Origin of the sequence: Streptomyces sp. NPDC005533 (genome assembly GCF_042871845.1) — a bacterium.
Taxonomy (GTDB): domain Bacteria; phylum Actinomycetota; class Actinomycetes; order Streptomycetales; family Streptomycetaceae; genus Streptomyces.
Genome location: NZ_JBIAJH010000005.1, coordinates 253,223 through 271,509, shown reverse-complemented (window position 1 = coordinate 271,509; position 18,287 = coordinate 253,223). Strand labels below are relative to the sequence as shown.

The 18,287-nt window shown below is 72.5% G+C and carries 14 protein-coding genes; 2 read left to right on the top strand and 12 right to left on the bottom strand.

The annotated features are described in order from the left end of the window. Positions 1-71: 71 nt before the first annotated feature. The 7 genes from ACFYP3_RS07650 to ACFYP3_RS07620 all read right to left on the bottom strand — a co-directional run bounded on the left by ACFYP3_RS07650 (position 72) and on the right by ACFYP3_RS07620 (position 8,258). Positions 72-2,351 carry an MMPL family transporter gene (locus tag ACFYP3_RS07650; RefSeq protein ID WP_388828322.1) on the bottom strand — a complete coding sequence of 760 codons (2,280 nt, stop codon included), beginning with the start codon at positions 2,349-2,351 and terminating at the stop codon, positions 72-74. A gap of 163 nt (positions 2,352-2,514) precedes the next feature. Then, complete coding sequence (locus ACFYP3_RS07645; protein WP_388828319.1) at positions 2,515-3,021, bottom strand: hypothetical protein; 507 nt, start codon at positions 3,019-3,021, stop codon at positions 2,515-2,517. Between the two features lie 467 nt (positions 3,022-3,488). Further along, positions 3,489-4,205, bottom strand: a complete 717-nt coding sequence (locus ACFYP3_RS07640) for a potassium-transporting ATPase subunit C (RefSeq protein ID WP_388828316.1) — start codon at positions 4,203-4,205, stop codon at positions 3,489-3,491. A 6-nt stretch (positions 4,206-4,211) separates the two neighbouring features. Then, entirely contained in the window at positions 4,212-6,317 is a 2,106-nt protein-coding gene (gene kdpB / locus ACFYP3_RS07635; protein ID WP_388828313.1) for a potassium-transporting ATPase subunit KdpB, read from the bottom strand. Then, complete coding sequence (gene kdpA / locus ACFYP3_RS07630) at positions 6,314-7,978, bottom strand: potassium-transporting ATPase subunit KdpA (RefSeq protein WP_388828310.1); 1,665 nt, start codon at positions 7,976-7,978, stop codon at positions 6,314-6,316. Before kdpA ends, kdpB begins: the two co-directional genes overlap by 4 nt. Before the next feature lie 8 nt (positions 7,979-7,986). Then, positions 7,987-8,076 (bottom strand): K(+)-transporting ATPase subunit F, encoded by a 90-nt coding sequence (kdpF, locus tag ACFYP3_RS07625; RefSeq protein ID WP_037807443.1) that lies wholly within the window; start codon positions 8,074-8,076, stop codon positions 7,987-7,989. Beyond that, complete coding sequence (locus tag ACFYP3_RS07620) at positions 8,073-8,258, bottom strand: hypothetical protein (RefSeq protein ID WP_388828306.1); 186 nt, start codon at positions 8,256-8,258, stop codon at positions 8,073-8,075. The genes kdpF and ACFYP3_RS07620 overlap by 4 nt, the downstream gene beginning before the upstream one ends. A gap of 205 nt (positions 8,259-8,463) precedes the next feature. On the opposite strand from ACFYP3_RS07620, the gene recQ reads away from it, so the two are divergent. Further along, positions 8,464-10,452, top strand: coding sequence for a DNA helicase RecQ (gene recQ, locus ACFYP3_RS07615; protein ID WP_388828303.1), 1,989 nt, complete (start codon positions 8,464-8,466; stop codon positions 10,450-10,452). Between the two features lie 16 nt (positions 10,453-10,468). On the opposite strand, the gene ACFYP3_RS07610 is transcribed toward recQ, so the two are convergent. Continuing rightward, the gene (locus ACFYP3_RS07610) at positions 10,469-10,825 is read right to left on the bottom strand and encodes a VOC family protein (protein ID WP_351298702.1); all 357 of its coding nucleotides are present in this window, start codon (positions 10,823-10,825) and stop codon (positions 10,469-10,471) included. Between the two features lie 87 nt (positions 10,826-10,912). After that, positions 10,913-13,102 (bottom strand): catalase/peroxidase HPI, encoded by a 2,190-nt coding sequence (katG, locus tag ACFYP3_RS07605; RefSeq protein WP_388828300.1) that lies wholly within the window; start codon positions 13,100-13,102, stop codon positions 10,913-10,915. Between the two features lie 189 nt (positions 13,103-13,291). Here katG and ACFYP3_RS07600 point away from each other — a divergent pair, with 189 nt between their 5' ends. After that, positions 13,292-13,720 (top strand): Fur family transcriptional regulator, encoded by a 429-nt coding sequence (locus ACFYP3_RS07600; protein ID WP_388828297.1) that lies wholly within the window; start codon positions 13,292-13,294, stop codon positions 13,718-13,720. Between the two features lie 2 nt (positions 13,721-13,722). On the opposite strand, the gene ACFYP3_RS07595 is transcribed toward ACFYP3_RS07600, so the two are convergent. The 3 genes from ACFYP3_RS07595 to ACFYP3_RS07585 all read right to left on the bottom strand — a co-directional run bounded on the left by ACFYP3_RS07595 (position 13,723) and on the right by ACFYP3_RS07585 (position 18,285). Next, positions 13,723-15,285: a mucoidy inhibitor MuiA family protein gene (locus tag ACFYP3_RS07595; RefSeq protein WP_388828294.1), complete on the bottom strand. Its 1,563-nt coding sequence runs from the start codon at positions 15,283-15,285 to the stop codon at positions 13,723-13,725. A gap of 8 nt (positions 15,286-15,293) precedes the next feature. Continuing rightward, entirely contained in the window at positions 15,294-17,381 is a 2,088-nt protein-coding gene (locus ACFYP3_RS07590; RefSeq protein WP_388828292.1) for a DUF4139 domain-containing protein, read from the bottom strand. Between the two features lie 253 nt (positions 17,382-17,634). Then, on the bottom strand, positions 17,635-18,285 hold the full coding sequence (locus tag ACFYP3_RS07585) for a TetR/AcrR family transcriptional regulator C-terminal domain-containing protein (protein WP_388828289.1): 651 nt from the start codon (positions 18,283-18,285) through the stop codon (positions 17,635-17,637). Positions 18,286-18,287 lie beyond the last annotated feature (2 nt).

Sequence of the window (18,287 nt, the reverse complement as noted above, 5' to 3'; positions counted from 1 at the left end):
CGGGAAAGGGATCTGCGGGAAAGGGATGTACGGGGACGGGACGGGCCGGACGGGGCGTCCGGCCCGGTCGCTCAGCGGCCCGCGGGTGCGCGGGCGTGCGGGCGGACGGGCGTACGCGCCGCGGCACGGCCGGATGGCGGACACCGCCCGGGCGGGCACCTCCGGGGCGGGACCGGAGCGGCCGCCGGGCGCGGCGCCCTGGGCCTCGCCAGCCGCGGTGCCCACCAGTTCAGGCCGCCCGCCAGACGCATGAGCGCCGGTACGAGGACTCCGCGGACGAGCGTGGCGTCGAGCAGAACGCCGAGGCCCGCGCCGATCCCGAAGAACTGCAGGAGGGACACCTGGGAGGTGCCGAAGCTCAGGAGGGTGAAGGCGAGCAGGGCGCCGGCGGTCGTGACGATCCCGCCCGTGCGGGCGATGCCGGAGACGATCGATGTCGCGTTGTCCTGCCCGGCGTCGTGCGCCTCCTTGATACGGGCGAGGACGAACACCTCGTAGTCCACCGACAGGCCGAAGACGATGCAGAACAGCAGCACCGGCATGGTCGTGCTGAGCGGGCCGGGCGTGAAACCGAGCAGCTGGTGCAGATGGCCCGACTGGAAGATCCACACCATGGCCCCGAGGACGGCGGCCAGGCTCAGGGCGTTCAGGGCGATCGCCTTGAACGGCAGGAGCAGACTGCGCGTGAAGCCGAACAGCAGCGCGAAGGTGGTCAGGGTCATCAAGGCGAGGGCAAGCGGGATCCGGTCGCCGACGGTGGCCTTGGCGTCGACCAGGACCGCACTCGGTCCGCCGACGAGCACCTCGGCGCCCGCCGGGACGGGAGCGGAGCGGATGTCGCGCACGAGCTGCTGGGCCGCACGCGACTGGGGGTCGGCCAGCGGCACCACGGAGAGCCGCGCCGAGCCGCCGCCGACGGTGCCGGCGGACCCGGCCGCGGGGCCGGACACCGCCGCCTTCTCGCCGGAGCGGAAGCTGCCCTCGCCATCGACGACCTGCGCGACCTGCGGGAGCGCCGACAGCCGTCGGGCGTAGTCCTCCCGCGCCGACGGGGACGCCGTACCCGTGACGACGACCGTGAGCGCGCTGGAGCCCTTCATGTCGAACGATCCGCGCACCAGGTCCCCGGTCTGCCGGCTGGACGCGCTCACCGGCAGCGCCCGGTCGTCGGGAGTGGCGAAACCGGCGTGGGCGAACGGCGCCGCGAGCACCAGCAGCAGGCCGATCACCGGCAGGGCCGCGACCAGCGGGCGGCGTACGACGATCCGCGCCAGCCCCTCCCACAGACGCGACCGCGAGCCGCCGTGGACCCGGCGGCGCCACGGCACGGCCCAGGCGTTCACCCGCTTGCCGAGCAGCGCGAGCAGGGCCGGCAGTACGGTCAGGGCGCTCACCGCCGCGATCACCACCACGGCGATGCCCGCGTAGGCGAAGGAGCGCAGGAAGTACGGCGGGAAGACCAGCAGCGTCGCGAGCGCGGCGGAGACCGTGGCGGCACTGAAGACGATCGTGTGGCCCGCGGTGCGCACGGTCCGGATGGCGGCGTTGCGCGGCCGGTACCCGTACGCGAGCTCCTCGCGGAACCGCGAGACGATCAGCAGCCCGTAGTCGATGCCCAGCCCCAGGCCGAGCGCCGTGGTGAGGTTCAGCGCGAACACCGACACGTCGGTGACGGAGCCGAGGACGCTCAGGACCAGCAGCGTCCCGGCGATCGCCAGAACGCCGATCAGCAGCGGCAGCGCGGCGGCCACGACGCTGCCGAAGACCAGGACCAGCAGGATCAGGGTTCCCGGCAGGACGACGGACTCGGCCCGCTTGAGGTCGGATGCGGAGAGGTCCTGGAGCTCGGCGTCGACGAGCGCCGTCCCTCCGACGTGCAGGGTCAGGGTCTTCTCGGGGGCGCCCGGGGCGGTCAGTTCCCGCTTCAGCTCCTTGACCCGGGCTGCGAGCCGCTCCCCCTCGCCGTCGACGTGCGCGACCAGCATGGCGGCGTCGCCGTCACGGCCGCGCAGCTCGGCGGCGCCGCCCGTCCAGTACGAGGTCACGGCGCTGACGTGCGGCCGGGCGGCGAGGCGGCCGGTCAGGGCCTCGCCCTCGCTGCGGGCCGCGGCGTCGGCGACGGACCCGCCGCGGGTCCGCGCGACGACGACCAGGTTCGGGGACGCCCCCAGGCCCTCGGCCGTCAGGTGGGCGGCGCGGCTGGATTCGGAGCGAGCGTCGTCGTATCCCTGCGTCTTCAGCCGGCCGGTCGCCCCGGCGCCGAACACGGCGGACAGGACGAGGAAGACGAGCGCGGTGAAGAGCACGAGTCGGGGGCGACGGGTCACGAAGACCCCTGCGCGACGGGACACGGAAGGCTCCGATCCGGGTGGTGTATCGGTCCTGCACTCGCGCAGGACGGCCGATTTCCACCGTGCCCGGAGGAGGGGCCGGGTCGTAGCCCCGGCTGTTCGTACCTTGACAGGAGCCGCCGGGGCCGCTCCCGCACCCGGCGGAGGCCGTCACCGCGGGCCGTCACCGCAGGCCGGACACCCTGAAGACGGTGTGGGCGGTCTCCCGGTCGATGTGCTCCGCCAGCTCGCGCAGCGCGGTGGCGCCCCGCAGCAGGGTGCCGCGTTCGACCGAGGTACGGGTGTCGGCGTCCAGCCGGCGCCACATCGCGGGGTTGCGGGTCAGCACGGTCGGGTCGATCTCGACGCTGCTTCCGTCGGTGTCCCGGAGCAGGAGGCGCTGGGCCACGCCGTCGCACCACTGGAGGGAGGCCAGGGAGTCGGTGCGGACGCTGTGCCCCGTCCCCAGGACGCCGCGGGTGATCAGCCGGCCGGCGCGTACGGAGATCCGGGGTGGCAGCAGGATCACGAACAGCAGGGCGGCCAGGCCCGCCCAGAGGGCGCAGCGCAGCAGGCAGATTTCGCCGGCACCCGCGTCCAGCACGAGGAGGGCCGCGAGGAACAGTGCGGCCGTGCAGATCGCGAAGCGTCGCGCACCGACCCAGTGGATGTCCTCGGCGAGTCCGTCCATGGGAGCGACGCTACGGCGGGCGGCCGCGCGGTCCGTGCGCCTTGACGCACTGCGGAGGCGACGACGACAGCGTCTTGACCATGTCCCGTCAAAAGGGGGTGCGGGTGGGTGGACGGGCGGTCAGAGGCGCTCGGCGGACGGCTGGGGGCCACGGGGAGGGCGAGCACCCTGAGGAGACCGCCGCCGGGAGTGTCCTCGGCGGACAGGGCGCCGCCGATGCCCTCGGTGAGGCCGCGGGCGACGGCGAGACCCGGGCCCACTCCGGCGCCGCGCGCCGCGTCGCCGTGCCGCCACGCCGCCGGAAGGGCTCGAAGGTCCGGTCCTCAGCCTCGCCGGGGCCACCCGGCCCCTCCGGGACGCCGCCCAGGGTCGGGTCGGATGGGCGGGTCGACGTCCGCGCCCTCGGGGCGGCCACCGGAGCGCGCCGACGGCCGCGGCCGTGGTTCACGGGCCGACCTCGTCGCGCATCAGCTCTCGGTCAGCGCCTTGAGCGCGATGTTGAGTGCGAGGACGTTGACGCGGGGCTCGCCCAGGAAGCCGAGGGTGCGGCCGGTGGTGTGGTCGGCGACGAGCTTTTCGACCCGCTTGACGTCGAGGTCGTTCCGCTCGGCGACCCGGTGGATCTGGAGCTTGGCGTACGCGGGGGAGATGTCCGGGTCGAGGCCCGAGCCGGAGGAGGTGACGGCGTCCGCCGGTACGTCCTCGGGCTCGACCTGGTGGCCGGGGATGGAGTTGTCCGCGACGACGGCTTCCCTGGCGGCGATGACCTGGGCGCAGAGGGTGCCTTCCGCGGCGTCCTTGGTGCAGCGGCCGCCCACGGCGCCGTTGTCGGCGGAGCGGTTGGTGGCCCCGGAGAGGATGAGGGAGTACCGGGTGTTGACGCTGTTGGATCCGAGGCCGTGGGAGGGGCGCGGCTGGAACCACCTGAGGTCCGGCCTGGCGGCCTCCTCGGCGTCGTCGGGGTCGTGCTGGGGGAGGTCGTAGGTCTGCCCGATGAGGGACGAGCCGACGACCCGGCCGCTCCCGTCCTTGATCTCGGAGCCGTCGGCCTTGTCGTTGAAGAGGGCCTGGGCGATGCCGGTCACGGCCAGCGGGTAGATGACCCCGCAGATCACCGTGAGGACGAGAAGGGCGCGCAGACCCGCGCCGAGCAGGCGGACGGCGTTCGATACGGAGGTGTTCATCGTGGGTCAGCCGATTCCGGGGATGAGGGTGATGAGCATGTCGATGATCTTGATGCCGACGAAGGGTGCGACCAGTCCGCCCACCCCGTACAGGCCGAGGTTGCGGCGGAGCATCCGGTCGGCGCTGGTGGGCCGGTACCGAACGCCCTTGAGGGCGAGCGGAACCAGGGCGATGATGATCAGCGCGTTGAAGACGACGGCGGAGAGGATCGCCGACTGGGGCGAGGACAGGCCCATGACGTTGAGCTTGTCGAGGCCCGGATAGACCACGGCGAACATGGCCGGGATGATCGCGAAGTACTTGGCGACGTCGTTGGCGATGGAGAACGTGGTCAGCGCGCCCCGGGTGATCAGCAGCTGCTTGCCGATCTCGACGATCTCGATGAGTTTGGTGGGGTCGGAGTCCAGGTCCACCATGTTCCCGGCCTCCTTGGCGGCCGAGGTCCCGGTGTTCATCGCCACGCCCACATCGGCCTGCGCGAGGGCGGGAGCGTCGTTGGTCCCGTCGCCGGTCATGGCGACGAGCTTGCCGCCGGCCTGTTCGCGCTTGATGAGGGCCATCTTGTCCTCGGGCGTGGCCTCGGCGAGGAAGTCGTCGACACCCGCCTCCTCGGCGATGGCCTTGGCGGTGAGCGGGTTGTCACCGGTGATCATGACGGTCTTGATGCCCATGCGGCGCAGTTCGTCGAACCGCCCGCGCATGCCTTCCTTGACGACGTCCTTGAGGTGGATGACGCCCGGGACGCGGGCGCCCTTCTCGTCGTGGACGGCGACCAGGAGCGGGGTGCCGCCGGCTTCGGCGATCCTCCCGGCGAGGTGCTCGGCGTCGTCGCAGACGTGGCCGCCCCGTTCCTCGACCCAGGCGATGACGGATCCGGCCGCGCCCTTGCGGGTCTTCCTGCCGTCCACGTCCACACCCGACATGCGGGTCTGCGCGGTGAAGGCGATCCACTCGGCCCGCGACAGCTCGCCCCGGTGCCGCTCCCGCAGCCCGTACCTCTCCTTCGCGAGGACCACGACCGAGCGGCCCTCGGGCGTCTCGTCGGCCAGCGACGAGAGCTGGGCGGCGTCGGCGAGTTCGGCTTCCGTCGTCCCCGGGACCGGGACGAACTCGGACGCCCGGCGGTTGCCGAGGGTGATCGTGCCCGTCTTGTCCAGGAGGAGCGTGGAGACGTCACCCGCGGCTTCGACCGCGCGCCCCGACATGGCGAGGACGTTGCGCTGGACCAGCCGGTCCATGCCGGCGATGCCGATGGCGGAGAGCAGCGCTCCGATCGTGGTGGGGATCAGGCAGACCAGCAGGGCCGTCAGCACGATCATCGACTGTTCGGCGCCCGCGTAGATCGCGAACGGCTGCAGGGTGACGACCGCGAGCAGGAAGACGATCGTGAGGGACGCCAGCAGGATGTTGAGGGCGATCTCGTTGGGCGTCTTCTGCCGGGCGGCGCCCTCGACGAGGGCGATCATGCGGTCGATGAAGGTCTCACCGGGCTTCGTCGTGATCTTGACGACGATCCGGTCGGAGAGCACCTTCGTACCACCCGTCACGGCCGAGCGGTCGCCTCCGGACTCGCGGATGACGGGCGCGGACTCGCCGGTGATGGCGGACTCGTCGACGGAGGCCACGCCCTCGACGACGTCACCGTCGCCGGGGATGATGTCGCCCGCCTCGCAGACCACCAGGTCACCGATCTTCAGTTCGGTGCCCGGAACCGCTTCCTCGCCCTTGCCGTCCGGGGTCAGGCGGCGGGCGACGGAGTCGGTCTTGGCCTTGCGCAGGGTGTCGGCCTGGGCCTTGCCACGGCCCTCGGCGACGGCCTCGGCGAGGTTGGCGAAGATCGTGGTCAGCCACAGCCAGGCGGTGATGGCCCAGCCGAACCAGTCCGTCGGGTCCTTGATCGCGAGGACGGTGGTGACGACCGAGCCGATCAGGACCACGAACATGACCGGAGATTTGACCATGATCCGGGGGGCGAGCTTCTTCACCGCGTCGGGTAGGGACTTCAGCAGCTGCTTGGGGTCGAAGAGACCGCCGCCCACCCGCCCGGCGGCCGGCTTCTGACCTGTCGGGATGTCTTCGTGTGGTGTGCGGGTGGGGGTGATGGTGCTCATGAGGCGAGCCCTTCGGCGAGCGGTCCCAGCGCCAGGGCCGGGAAGTAGGTCAGACCGGTGACGATGAGGATCGTGCCGACGAGCAGGCCGGTGTAGAGCGGCTTGTCGGTACGGAGGGTGCCCGCGGTCTCGGGGACGGGCTTCTGCTCGGCGAGCGAGCCGGCCAGCGCGAGGACGAAGACCATGGGCAGGAAGCGGCCGAGCAGCATGGCGATGCCGATGGTGCTGTTGAACCACTGGGTGTCGGCGTTCAGGCCCGCGAAGGCGGAGCCGTTGTTGTTGGCGCCCGAGGTGTAGGCGTAGAGGATCTCGGAGAAGCCGTGCGCGCCGGTGTTCGTCATCGAGTTCGCCGGGGTGGGCAGGGCCATGGCCACGGCCGTGAAGCCGAGGACGAGGGCCGGGGTGACGAGGATGTAGCAGGCCGCGAACTTGATCTCGCGGGTGCCGATCTTCTTGCCCAGGTACTCGGGGGTGCGGCCGACCATCAGGCCGGCGACGAACACGGCGATGATCGCCATGACCAGCATGCCGTAGAGCCCGGAGCCGACACCGCCGGGCGCGATCTCGCCGAGCTGCATGCCGAGCAGCTGGATGCCGCCGCCGAGCCCGGTGTAGGAGGAGTGGAAGGAGTTGACCGCACCGGTGGAGGTGAGAGTGGTCGCGACCGAGAAGATGGCGGAAGCGCCGATGCCGAAACGGTTCTCCTTCCCTTCGGTCGCCCCGCCGGCGACGTCGAGGGCCGGGCCGTGGTGCGCGAACTCGGTCCACATCATCAGCGCGGTGAAACCGATCCAGATCGCCGCCATCGTGGCGAGGATCGCGTAGCCCTGGCGCAGGTTCGCGACCATGCGACCGAAGGCGCGGGTCATCGCGAACGGGATGACCAGGATCAGGAAGACCTCGAAGAGGTTCGAGAAGGGGGTGGGGTTCTCGAAGGGGTGGGCGGAGTTGGCGTTGAAGTAACCGCCGCCGTTGGTGCCCAGCTCCTTGATGACCTCCTGCGAGGCCACCGCGCCGCCGTTCCACTGCTGCGTCCCGCCCGTGAACTGCCCGACCTCGTGGATCCCGGCGAAGTTCTGGAGGGCGCCGCAGGCGACCAGGACGATCGCGCCGATCACCGAGATCGGCAGCAGGATCCGGACGGTGCCGCGGACCAGGTCGGACCAGAAGTTGCCGAGCTCACCGGTGCGGGACCGGGCGAAGCCCCGTACGAGGGCCACGGCGACGGCCATGCCCACCGCGGCCGAGACGAAGTTCTGCACCGCCAGGCCGCCGGTCTGCACGACGTGGCCCATGGCCTGCTCGCCGTAGTAGGACTGCCAGTTCGTGTTCGCCACGAACGACGCGGCGGTGTTGAAGGCCTGGTCGGGGTCGATCGAGACGAAGCCGAGCGAGCCGGGCAGGCTGCCCTGCACCCGCTGCAAGAGGTAGAGGAAGAGGACGCCGACCGCGGAGAAGGCGAGGACGGCGCGGAGGTAGGCGGGCCAGCGCATCTCGACCGACGGGTCGGCGCCGATGGCCTTGTAGATCCACTTCTCCGGCCTGTAGTGCTTCTCGGAGGAGTAGACGCGGGCCATGTGGTCACCGAGCGGACGGTAGACCAGGGCGAGTGCGGCGATCAGGGCGAGCAGCTGGAGCACACCAGCGGTTACGGGGCTCATGGCTGTACTCAGAACCTCTCCGGGTACACGAGGGCGAGGACGAGGTAGCCGAGCAGGGAGACGGCCACCGCGAGGCCGACGATGTTCTCGACGGTCACAGCTTGGTCACCCCCCGGGCGATGAGAGCCACCAGCGCGAACACCGCGACCGTGGTGACGACGAAGGCCAGATCGGCCATCGTGAGCTCCTGGATGAAGTGGGTGAAGGGAATCGGCCGGCCGGCCGATGACCAGACAACCCCCTCTTCACCACGGCGTTCACACGCCTTGACGGCCTCCATACGGACGCACTGGATCTCTTGACGCCTCCCTGACGCGGACGCCGACGAAAGCGCCTGCGCCCTGGTGGGAGGCGTGCGGTGGCGGGGGCGGCGCCGGCCCGGGCCGTCGGCGCGACGGCCGGCCGCCCATCGCCGGAGCGGCCGGTCGTCCACAGGTTCCGCCGAGCGGAGCAGGGGTGTCGGCGGGGCCCGCTAGGCTTCTCGAATGGCCGCTCCGGACACCTCCCACGAAATCTCCGATGCTCTGCAGGTGCTGCACCGCGTCTTCGGTTACAGCTCCTTCCGCGGTGAGCAGCAGGAGATCATCGACCAGGTCGTCGGCGGCGGTGACGCCCTCGTCCTGATGCCCACCGGCGGCGGCAAATCGCTCTGCTACCAGATCCCGGCGCTCGTCAGAGACGGCACCGGCGTCGTGATCTCGCCGCTCATCGCACTGATGCAGGACCAGGTCAACGCGCTCACCGCCCTCGGGGTGCGGGCCGGGTTCCTCAACTCCACGCAGGACCCCTACGAGCGGCAGGCCGTCGAGCAGGCCTTCCTCGCCGACGAGCTGGACCTCCTCTACCTGGCCCCCGAGCGGCTGCGCACCGAGGGCACCCAGCGGCTGCTCGACCGCGGCAAGGTGTCGCTCTTCGCGATCGACGAGGCGCACTGCGTCGCCCAGTGGGGCCACGACTTCCGGCCCGACTACCTCGCGCTCTCCATGCTGCACGAGCGCTGGCCGAAGGTCCCGCGGATCGCGCTCACCGCGACGGCCACCGAGGCCACCCACGCCGAGATCGTCGCCCGGCTTGGTCTGGAGGACGCCCGCCACTTCGTCGCCAGCTTCGACCGGCCGAACATCCAGTACCGGATCGTCCCGAAGGGCAACCCGCAGCGGCAGCTGCTGGACCTGATCCGGACCGAGCACGAGGGGGACGCCGGAGTCGTCTACTGCCTCTCGCGTGCGTCGGTCGAGAAGACCGCGGCCTTCCTGGCGGAGCAGGGCATCGACGCCGTGGCCTACCACGCCGGAATGGACGCCCGTACGCGCGCGGCGAACCAGGCGCGCTTCCTGCGGGAGGACGGCGTCGTGGTGGTGGCCACGATCGCCTTCGGCATGGGCATCGACAAGCCGGACGTGCGCTTCGTCGCGCACCTGGACCTGCCGAAGTCGGTCGAGGGCTACTACCAGGAGACCGGCCGCGCCGGCCGTGACGGGGAGCCGGCCACGGCGTGGCTGGCCTACGGCCTCCAGGACGTGGTCCAGCAGCGCAAGCTCATCGAGGGCTCCGAGGGCGACGACGCCCACCGCCGGTCCCTCGGCATGCACCTCGACGCCATGCTGGCGCTCTGCGAGACGGTCGACTGCCGCCGGACGCGGCTGCTGGAGTACTTCGGGCAGTCGGGCGAGCCGTGCGGCAACTGCGACACCTGCCTGACGCCGGCCGAGTCCTGGGACGGGACGGTCCCGGCGCAGAAGCTGCTGTCCACGGTGTGGCGGCTCGCGCGGGAGCGGCGCCAGAAGTTCGGCGCCGGCCAGATCATCGACATCCTGCAGGGCAAGAAGACGGCCAAGGTCATCCAGTTCGACCACGACGCGCTCTCCGTGTTCGGCATCGGAGCCGACCTGAGCACCGCGGAATGGCGCGGGGTCGTGCGCCAGCTGCTGGCGTCGCGGCTGCTGGCGGTGGAGGGCGACTACGGGACGCTCGTGCTGACGGACGACAGCGGCGAGGTGCTGGGCGGGCGCCGCAGCGTCCCCCTGCGCAAGGAGAAGGCGCCGGCCGGCCCGGCGAAGAAGGAGTCGGGGTCGCGCTCCGGGAAGGGCGCCCGCGTCCCCGTCGACCTGCCGGCCGGGGCCGAGCCGTTCTTCCTGGCGCTGCGCGCCTGGCGGGCCGCGACGGCGCGCGAGCAGGGCGTACCGGCCTACGTCGTCTTCCACGACGCGACGCTGCGGGAGATCGCCACGCGACTTCCGTCCACCGAAGCGGAGTTGGGCACCATCGGCGGGATCGGCGAGGCGAAGCTCGCCAAGTACGCCCAGGGGGTCCTGGACACCCTGGCGGAGTGCGACGCCCCCGCCGGCGCCCCGGTCCCCGCGGCCGCCGCCGCGCCGCCGGCCGGATCCGCCCGGCCGGTCCCCGCCGGCCTGGTCGACGAGGAGCCGCCCTTCGACCTGGACGAGGAACCGCCGTGGGAGGACTGGCAGTAGCCGGCCGCGGCGCCGGTCAGGTGCGGCGCGGGGCCAGGACGCAGAACTCGTTGCCCTCCGGATCGGCGAGCACGACCCACGTCACCTCGGGACCCTGCCCGACATCGGCCGGGCGCGCGCCGTGCGCCAGCAGGCGGCGTACCTCCGCCTCCTGGTCGTCGGGGCGGAAGTCGAGGTGGAGGCGGTTCTTCACCGTCTTGGTGTCCGGTACCGGTACGAAGACCAGCCCCGGCAGCCGCTCGGGCGCCGGGCGGATCTCGTACTCGTCCGGGTCGTCGTTCACGACGACCCAGCCCAGGGCCTGCGCCCACCAGTGCCCGAGGGCGGCCGGGTCCCCGGCGTCGACGACGAGCTGCTCCCACTCCAGTGCCATGCGCCGACCCTAGGCCGCACCGGGCCCCGGCGCATGTCGGATCGCGCGGTCCCGGCCGGCCGGTGCGGGCCGGCCGGGACCGGGGGCTCAGGCGAGGTCGAACCGGTCGAGGTTCATCACCTTGTCCCAGGCCGCCACGAAGTCGCGTACGAACTTCTCCCCCGCGTCCTTGGAGGCGTAGACCTCGGTGAGGGCCCGGAGCTGGGAGTGCGAACCGAACACGAGGTCGACGGCGGTGGCGGTCCACTTGGTCTTGCCGGTGGCGCGGTCCCGGCCCTCGAACACGTTCTCCGCCGTGGCCGACGCCTTCCACTCCGTACCCATGTCGAGCAGGTTGACGAAGAAGTCGGTGGTCAACGTCTCCGGCCGCTCGGTGAACACGCCGTGGGAGGACCCGCCGAAGCCCGTGTTCAGGGCCCGCATGCCGCCCACCAGGACCGTCATCTCGGGCGCGGTCAGATTCAGCAGGTTGGCGCGGTCCAGCAGCAGGGTCTCCGGCGCGAGCTTCTCTCCCGCCGGGAGGTAGTTGCGGAACCCGTCCGCCCTCGGTTCGAGCACGGCGAACGCGTCCACGTCGGTCTGCTCCTGCGAGGCGTCCGTGCGCCCCGGCGCGAACGGCACCGTGACGGGGTGCCCGGCGTTCTTCGCGGCCTGCTCCACCGCCGCGCACCCGCCCAGGACGATCAGGTCGGCCAGCGACACCCTCGTCGCGCCGGCCTGCGAGCCGTTGAAGTCCTGCTGGATCCGCTCCAGGGCGCGCAGCGTCTCGGTCACCTCCGGCAGGGCGTTGGACTCCCAGTCCTTCTGCGGAGCGAGCCGGATGCGGGCCCCGTTGGCCCCGCCCCGCTTGTCCGTGCCGCGGAAGCTGGCCGCCGCCGCCCACGCGGTGGTGACCAGCTGGGGGACGGACAGACCGGAGGCGAGGATCCGGGCCTTGAGGTCGGCGATCTCCGCGTCCCCGACCAGCGGGTGATCGACCGCCGGTACGGGGTCCTGCCACAGCTGCGGCTCCGGGATCCACGGGCCGAGGTAACGCGAGAGGGGCCCCATGTCGCGGTGCAGCAGCTTGTACCAGGCCTTGGCGAAGGCCTCCGCGAGCCGGTCCGGGTTCTCGTGGAAGGCCTTCGAGATCGGGCCGTAGACCGGATCCAGCTTCAGCGAGAGGTCCGTCGTCAGCATCATCGGAGCGTGCCGCTTCGACGGATCGTGGGCGTCGGGCACCGTGCCCTGGGCCGAGGGGTCCTTGGGCGTCCACTGCTGCGCGCCGGCCGGGCTCGTCGTCAGCTCCCAGTCGTAGCGGTACAGGTTGTCCAGGTACCCGTTGTCCCACTTGGTCGGCTCGGAGGTCCATGCGCCCTCGAGCCCGCTGGTGAGTGCGTCGACGCCGCTGCCGCTGCCGTACGAGTTCTTCCAGCCCAGGCCCTGCTGCTCGATCGGGGCGGCCTCCGGCTCCGGGCCGATGTACTCGGCACCGACCGCGCCGTGGCACTTGCCGAAGGTGTGGCCGCCGATGATGAGCGCGACCGTCTCCTCGTCGTTCATCGCCATGCGCCGGAACGTCTCACGGATGTCCCTGGCGGCGGCGATCGGATCCGGATTGCCGTTGGGCCCCTCCGGATTGACGTAGATCAGGCCCATCTGCACGGCGCCGAAAGGACCGGTGAGTTCCCGGTCGCCGCTGTAGCGCTCGTCCCCGAGCCACGTGTCCTCGGGCCCCCAGAAAACCTCCTCGGGCTCCCAGATGTCCTCTCGTCCGAATCCGAAACCGAACGTCTTGAACCCCATCGATTCCATCGCGCAGTTACCGGCGAAAACCAGAAGATCGGCCCATGAGATCTTACGGCCGTACTTCTGCTTCACCGGCCAGAGCAGACGGCGTGCCTTGTCGAGGCTCGCGTTGTCCGGCCAGCTGTTGAGCGGGGCGAAGCGCTGGGCGCCGGAGCCCGCGCCGCCGCGGCCGTCCTCGATGCGGTAGGTGCCCGCCGCATGCCAGCTCATCCGGATGAAGAGCGGCCCGTAGTGGCCGTAGTCGGCGGGCCACCAGTCCTGCGAGGTCGTCATCAGCTCGAAGACGTCCTGCTTCAGCGCGTCGAGGTCCAGTGAGGCGAACTCTGCGGCGTAGTCGAAGTCCTCATCCATCGGATCGGACAGTGGCGAATTCTCGTGGAGAACCTGAAGGTCCAGCTGATTCGGCCACCAGTCCTGGTTCACCCGGGGGCGAGTCGGCGTGGGGGCCGGGGCGGGGATGACCGGGTTCTCGCTTTCGCTGCCGGACACGTCAGTCCTTCTTCCTGTCTCGGTGTTTCCGTCTGCTCACGAACGGCGCCGATAATCGAGCGTGTATCGGCGTCCGTATGGTCGCGCACCGCAGACCGCGCAGCCACGAGAACACGCAGAGGGTGACGGAAGCGGACGGGGAACCGGAATTGTTTTCCGGCCCGGCGCACAAGGGAGAGGTGGACCGGAATGGGTGACCTGACGGAGCGGCTGCGCGGCCACGGCCGACGCATGACGTCCCAGCGGCGCGTCGTGGCGGAGGTCCTCGACGGCGAGCACGTGCACCTCACGGCCGACGAGGTGCACGCCCGCGCGGCGGAGCGGCTGCCCGAGATCTCCCGCGCCACCGTCTACAACACGCTCGGCGAACTGGTCGCGCTCGGTGAGGTCGTGGAGGTCTGCGCGCACGGCCGCGCCACACGCTACGACCCCAACGCCCACGATCCGCACCAGCACCTGGTGTGCTCCGGCTGCGGCCTCATCCGTGACGTCCACCCGATCGGCGACCCCCTGGCCGGCCTTCCCGCCGGGGAACGCTTCGGCTACACGGTGTCCGGGGCCGAGGTCGTCTACCGCGGGCTGTGCCCCTCCTGCGCTTCACGTCCGCCGCACGCGTGAGCTCAGAGCCCGGCCACCTTGGAGCTCGCCGACAGCTCGTAGACGAGGGTGACCGTGCGCCGGCCGCCGGGCGGCAGGGCGACGTCCCAGCGGACGATCCCGTCGGCGTCGACCACCTCGGGCGGCGGGGAACAGGCCTCCTTCCGCAGCCGCACCTCCACCGCCGAGACCTCCGACACCGGGATCCGCTCCCGGACCACGACCACCCGGTCACCGCGCTCGCCGGGGGCGGAGAACCGCGACACGTGCAGCCGGACGGTGCGGGTGATCACGGTCCGCTGCGTGATCCCGGTGGAATCGCGGGTCTCCTCCGTCTGCCGCACCACCCCGTGGTCGTCGCGGCTGCCGAAGGCGAGCTCGACGGGGGTGCCCGGGGCGGTGAAGTCCAGCGTGCCCCGGCCACTGAACCCGCTGCCGCGGACCAGGTCCACCGGCCCGGCGAGCAGTGCGTGCCCGGCCCCGTTGTCGAACCGCACCACCTGGGTGACCAGCGGCGAGACCTCCGGCGAGCAGGCGTACTCGCTGCTCGCGGCCGTGGTGAAGACGGACAGCGGGACCCGGTGGGCGCGGCCGTCCCCGGGCACGGACACCGGCGCGGGGGCGTGCAGTACGCGCGTCTCGCCGCCGTCGTCCACCCCGGGCAGGCCGAGCACCGGGGCCGGACCGAGGGCTGCGATCTCCTCCTCGCGCAGCTCGACGTCGACTGTGCGGCGTTCCGCCGCGGAGCGGTCCTTGAGGGTCAGCCGGTCCTCGTCCAGCCGCGGCGGGTCGGTGGCCAGCGCGGAGCGTGCGGTCGACAGGGTCAGCCGTACGTCCGACCAGTCCTCGCCGGTGCGCTGCCAGACGACCGCGTCCGTCTCCAGGGTGAGGGCGTCCCCGTCGAGCACGGCCCGGTAGGCGGGCCGCCACAGCGCGCAGGGCGTGAGGTGGCTCAGACGCAGCCCGACCGGCCCGGCGGCCGTGGCCTCCACCGTCAGCTCGACATGGCCGAACAGCTCGGCGGGCTCCTCCTCGGAGAGGTCCATGGCCCGCTGGACGGCCCCCAGTTCGGTGCCGAGGGCGGCCAGCCGGGCCTCCACGGTGCGCAGTCGCTCGCCGTAGGTGTCGCGCTCGGCGTCCAGCCGGTCCAGTTCGCGGGCCCAGCGGGGCCGTTCGGCCTCCCCCGAACCGGCGCCCTCACCGATGTCCCGCAGCAGGTCGGCGGTGAGGCGGCCGAGCAGGTCGAGGCGGGCGCGCAGCCGGTCGCGCCGCTGCCCCTCGGCCAGTCGCTCCTCTTCGAGGGCGTGGAGGCGGTGGCGCAGCGCGGAGTCCTCGTCGGGGGACGGCAGCGGCCCGCGCGGGGTCCAGGCGCGGACGATCCGTACGTCGAGCACGGTCGCCGGGTGTTCGGCGGTCAGCTCGGCATGCAGGGTGCGGTCGACGGCCAGCGCACTGACCGGGCCGAGCCGCAGTCGCTGGACCCCGGCCTCCAGGTCGAGCACGGCGGTCCGCTCGACATGGGCGCGGTCCTCGAGACAGGTGACGGCGGTGACGGGAAGGGCGATCGGCTTCGGGACCGTGGACATGGGGTGCGTCAACTCCTGCGGTTGCCGCCGACCAGGGCCTTGCCGGTCGGGATGCGGATCTCGTAGCCGCCGTCGAGGGCGGCGGTGGCGCCTGCGGGCAGGTCCAGCCGCCAGACGCGGGTGCCCGGGGCGTGGTGTTCGGGCCCCGTGCCCTCCTCGGGCGCCGTCCAGTCGGCCCGTTCCTCGATGCGGACGTCCGGATCGGAGGTGACGGGGACCCGCTCGCGGACTTCGACCGTGACGGGCCGCGCCAGCCGGTTGGCCAGCTCCACGTGCACGCGGTGGTCGAGGACGGTGGTGTTGTTGCGCAGGCCCGAGGTCGACTCGCGCAGGTTCGTACGGCGGGTGACCCGGATGCCTTCGGCGGCCCCGAGCCCGACCCGGCGGACCCCGCCGGGGGCGAGCGTGGGCAGCGCGGCGGTCAGCAGGAACTCGTCGTCGACGACGACCTCCACCGGGCCGGCCAGCAGCGCCTGGTCGGTGGCATTGGAGAGGACCAGCGTGGCGTAGACCGTCTGCTCCACGGACGGCACGCAGAGATACTCCGTGCGCAGGCCGACCGGGACCTCGGCGACGGTGACGGTGTGCCAGGTGCCGTCCGACGGGACGTCCGCGCGTGCGGTGGCGTCGAAGCGGTGGTCGAAGGACCCCGCCGACTCACGGGGCCGCACGGACTGTCCGGGCAGCGGCAGCGAGGCCACCGTCTCGGCGCGGCGCCGGCACTCGGCCGCCACCGGGTCGACGGGCGAGCCGGGGAAGAGCCGGCCCCGGCGGGCGCCCGGCTCGTCGGGGCCGCACAGGACGAGGGCGGCGTAGTCGAGCTCGGCGCCGCTCGGCTGCGGCGGACCGGCCACCGGCTCCGGACGGGGCGGCGGCGGGGCTCCGCCCGGGGCCGCGGGAGCCATGCCCGCGGGTGGCATGGCGGGCGCCATGGCCGCGGGCGCCATGGCGGGGGCCCCGGCGAAGGTACGGCCGGCGGAACGTGCCGGGCCGCCCGGCCGCGACGCGGCGGACTGCGCGGGGGCCGGCAGCGCGAAGTCGGGCATCGCGCCGCCGTAACCCTGCGGTGCGGGCGGCGGCGGAGGCGGCGGAACGGGACCGTAGCCGTAGCCGCCCACGGAGGTCACCGAAGTCGCGGAAGCCCCCGACGTCAGGTGGGCCGCGGCCGCCAGGAGATCGGAACCGGCCCCGGCCGTCGCGGAGGCGGCGGGCGTGACGGGGCGCGGGCCGGCCGCCTCGTACCCTGCGAACAGGCCGGCGAGCCCCGCGGGGGGCTCGCGCCAACCGGAGGGCGCGGGGGCGGGCTGACGGCGTCCGATCCGGACCGAGCGGAGCTTCGGCAGGTCGGTGCGGCGCCGGAGGTCGGCGGTGGCCAGGGCGATGCGCACCCCGGTCCAGTCCTCGCCGGTGCGCTGGGCGACCGAGGCGCGCAGCACCAGGTGCCCGCTGTCGTCGCCCTGACGGTGGGTGAGCCGGTAGGCCGGCACCCAGACGGCGCCCGGCACCCCGTACTCCAGCTCTACTTCCACCTCGTCCTCGCCCGCGCCGTCGAGGGTCAGGGCCGCGCACAGCGTGGTCTCCACGTGCGGGGAGGGCGCGTCGGTGGAGGCGCGCGCGAGCCGGTCGGCGGCGACGGAGAACGCGTGCTCGGCGGTGCGCAGCGCCTCCTCCAGCTCCACGAGGCGGGCGTGCAGTCCCGCCAGCCGCTCGTCGACGAAGTCGGCCAGCTCCAGCCACGCGTCGACGGGGGTGCGGCGGTGCGGGTCGTCGCGCTTGCGGGGAGGCGGCACCGGGTGGAGGGAGCGGACCTCCTCGATCAGGCTGAGCTGCCGGTTCCGGCGGCCCTGCGCCGCCGCGTGCGCGTCGCCCAGCCGCTCGACCTCGCGCCGCAGGGCGTCGGGCGTGCCCGTGCCGAGCGGTGCGGCCTCGACCTCTACCCGGGCCTCGGTGACGCGTACCCCGGGAGCGCCCAGGACACGGGCCCGCAGCGAGCCCGGATCCAGCGAGCGGGGCAGCCCCGGCACCCGTACGCGGCCGTCGGGCGGCACGCTGCCCCGGGCCAGGCGGCGGCAGAGGGCCCCCTGCGCGTACACCACGACCGAATCGAGGGTCGCCCCCCAGATCCCTGCCGTCCCTGCCGTTCCTGCCGTGTCTGTCGTCCCTGACGTGTCTGCCGGTTCCGTCGTCATGTGCTCCGCCCCCGCCGTGCCGATGGGCGAAGCCTACGCCCGCGCCCGTGCGGGCGTGGCGCCATGGCGATGTGCGCGCGGGCTCGCGCTCGGCCGGGGCGTCCGAGGGAGTGGGGCCGCAGGCCCGTCGGCCCGGGGCGGCGCGGCCCGTGACGACGGCTCAGGCGATGCCGTAGCGCGCCTCGATGCCCGCGACGAGCAGGCGCAGGCCCTCCTCGAACCCCGTGGTGAAGTCCTGGAAGAGTTCGGCTCCCGCGGCGGCGGCCAGGGGGAAGTCCGCCATGCGCGCGGCGCGTTCGTCGACGTCGAAGCCGTCGCGGCGGTCACCCGGCAGGGGTTCGACCCCTTGTTCCTCGGTGACGAAGCCCAGCGTGAAGTAGTAGGCCGTGGTGAGGGCCCGTACGGCCTGGGTGGGCTCGAAGCCGGCTTCGACGAAGGCACGGAGGTTCTCCTCCAGCTGGACGGCGTGCTCGGTGCCGGTGAAGCGGGAGCCGCTGTAGACCTTGGCGCCGTCGCGGTAGCCGAGCAGGGCGGCCCGCAGCCCCGTGTTGAAGACCATCAGCTGTTCCTGCCAGGTGGCGCCGGAGGGGATCCGCTGCCCGGCGACCATCCGGCGGTACATCTCGGTGGCCATCTCGTCGAGGAGTTCCTGCTTGTTCTTGAAGTGCCAGTAGAGGGCGGGCGCCTGGACGTCCAGCTCCTTGGCGATCGCCCGCAGGGTCAGTCCGTCGAGGCCGACCTCGTTCAGCAGCCGCAGCGCGGTGTCGACGGCTTGCTTCTTGTCCAGCTTGGGGGGTTTCCGGGTTGCCACGC